2 protein-coding genes are annotated in these 2,163 nt (G+C 52.2%); both read left to right on the top strand.

Annotation, left to right across the window (positions count from 1 at the left end; all coding sequences use genetic code 11):
• Position 1: 1 nt before the first annotated feature.
• On the top strand, positions 2-1,018 hold the full coding sequence (locus tag HMPREF0577_RS06430; RefSeq protein ID WP_127891464.1) for an IS1249 family transposase: 1,017 nt from the start codon (positions 2-4) through the stop codon (positions 1,016-1,018).
• A gap of 121 nt (positions 1,019-1,139) precedes the next feature.
• Positions 1,140-2,027, top strand: a complete 888-nt coding sequence (locus HMPREF0577_RS06425) for an Abi family protein (RefSeq protein WP_004012959.1) — start codon at positions 1,140-1,142, stop codon at positions 2,025-2,027.
• Positions 2,028-2,163: the final 136 nt, after the last annotated feature.

Raw genomic sequence — 2,163 nt, 5'->3', positions numbered from 1 at the left:
TATGAAAACGAATAGGAAAGCTTGTCCCGAGTGTGGGAAACCAATGGTGAAGAATGGCCACGATAAACGCGGAGTGCAGCGCTGGCGCTGCCCAGAATGCCGGATTACTGGCCGGTGGGGCAACGATGTGACAGCACGGGACTTAACGTTTTTCCTGGAGTTTATCCTGGGTAAAAACACTCACCGCGACTTACCAGGACAAGGCCGCACGTTCAGACGGAAAGCCGCTAGGCTGTGGGAATTATGGCCAATCTGGATTCCGGACGGGGAGGCTCACCGTGTTATTCATGTTGATGGAATATATCTACGCCGGATTGTGGTGGTTTTGATAGCCTACTCTGATAGGCACGTGGTGGGGTGGCATATTGCCCGGAAAGAAACCACACAGGCCTATAAAGACCTGCTCAGCAAGATACCCCCACCCCAGCTAATGCTATGTGATGGCGGCACGGGCTTCGCCTCGGCCAGGCGGGCGTGCTGGAAAACTACTAGAGTACAAAGATGCCTGTTCCACGTGTTTTGTAACATCAAGTCCTACACTTCTACCAAGTCAAAAAGTCCTGCTGGTAGGGAACTCTACCGGCTGGCTAAACAACTTCTAGCCGTGAAGACCACTATAGACAGGGACAAGTGGATAGTAGATTTCTATACCTGGACGAAGAAGTATGAGGATTTCTTGGCCGAGAAAACTCTTACGGACACGGGGAAGTATGTTGATACTCATGAACGACTGGTTAAAGCCCGTAACCTGCTAATACGCCTTATCAAGAAAGGTGAAATGTTCACGTTTCTGGAACCAGATTTATACTCCGACAATGAGAGAGTTGGGTGTCTGCCAAGGACTAATAACCCTATCGAAGGCGGAGTAAACACGCAGCTAAGAAGCGTCCTTAGGGCGCATCGTGGTATGGGAATAAACCATCAACTCCGCGCTATAGCCTGGTGGTGCTACCTGCATACTCAGTCCCCGGAATCCCCCGCAGAACTTCTAAGACTAATGCCAACAAAACAAGGGTAACCCCACTATTGGTGGGTGCGAAACTGTGCATGTACGCGAGGATATGGGGTACAGTAGTAGCAGTACACCGGCCGGCCTCTGATTCAAGCTCAACGGCCGGTTTTACTTTTCTGGAGGCAACGTGGAGTATACGAAGCAGCACCTGAGTTTCGAGCAACAGGCTGACTTGTTGTTGACACGCGGGCTGGTGGCTGACCGCGAAGCGCTGTTACAAAGGCTTTTTGATACGGGTTATTACCGGCTGAGTGGTTATACGTATCCGTTTAGGAGCGGTGATGTTTTCCGTCCCGGGGCTACCTTGGACAAGGTTTGGGAAACATACGTTTTTGACCGGCAGCTACGGCTGGTTGTGTTCGATGCCGTGGAACGGGTCGAGGTTTTTATCCGGACTCAGATGGCGTATCTGCTTTCCGAGGCGGGTGGACCGTTTGGCTACCTAGATCCGACCAGTCTTCCCAGGCTTAGTGGCAGCAAACATGAGGATTTCTTGAATAAATGTAGGCATGCTTTTTTGCGGTCGCGTGAGCCTTTTGCCGTGCATTTTCGTGACGTGTATGGGGATAAACACAAATTGCCTCCGTACTGGATGCTGGTTAATTTGATGGATTTTGGGATGACTTTGACGCTGTATAGGGGTGCTCCGGTGGAGGTTCGTCGGCGGGTGGCGGCTCACCTTGGGGTAGCGCCTGCAGTGTTGCAGTCCTGGCTGATGACGTTGAACACAGTGCGCAATATTTGTGCTCATCACGGGCGTTTGTGGAACCGTATGCTAGGCACGCAACCAATGATTCCGCGCGATGACCCCCGGTGGCATGAACCGTATGAAATCGATTCCCGCAAGATTGGCGCAGTGGTGATGATTCTGCGGTACTTGTTGCGTCGCGTGGCACCCAGCACGCACTGGCCGCAGCGTTTCGAGGATCTGCTGGCAGAACATCCCGCGATTGACCAGACGCGTATGGGACTTCAATCGGGTTGGAAAGAAAGCCAGATTTGGTTGGGTGATTAGTAATTCGGCACTTCGACGAGAAACATCGAACCGTGTGTCTTGCCGGGGGCTCAAGGTTGGAATGAGACGGGCTTAGGGGTTTGGGTGATTCAATAGTCACCCCGGGCGGTTTTTGCGGTTCGTGCCACCTGGGTTT

Source organism: Mobiluncus mulieris ATCC 35243 (assembly GCF_000160615.1).
Classification (GTDB): Bacteria; Actinomycetota; Actinomycetes; order Actinomycetales; family Actinomycetaceae; genus Mobiluncus; species Mobiluncus mulieris.
Note: the sequence above shows the minus strand (reverse complement) of the source record. Positions and strands in the feature narration are given on the sequence as shown.

What these genes read in the sequence shown, in the direction of transcription:
- HMPREF0577_RS06430 (WP_127891464.1), top strand. Translation starts at nt 2, where the DNA reads ATGAAAACGAATAGGAAAGCTTGTCCCGAGTGTGGGAAACCAATGGTG.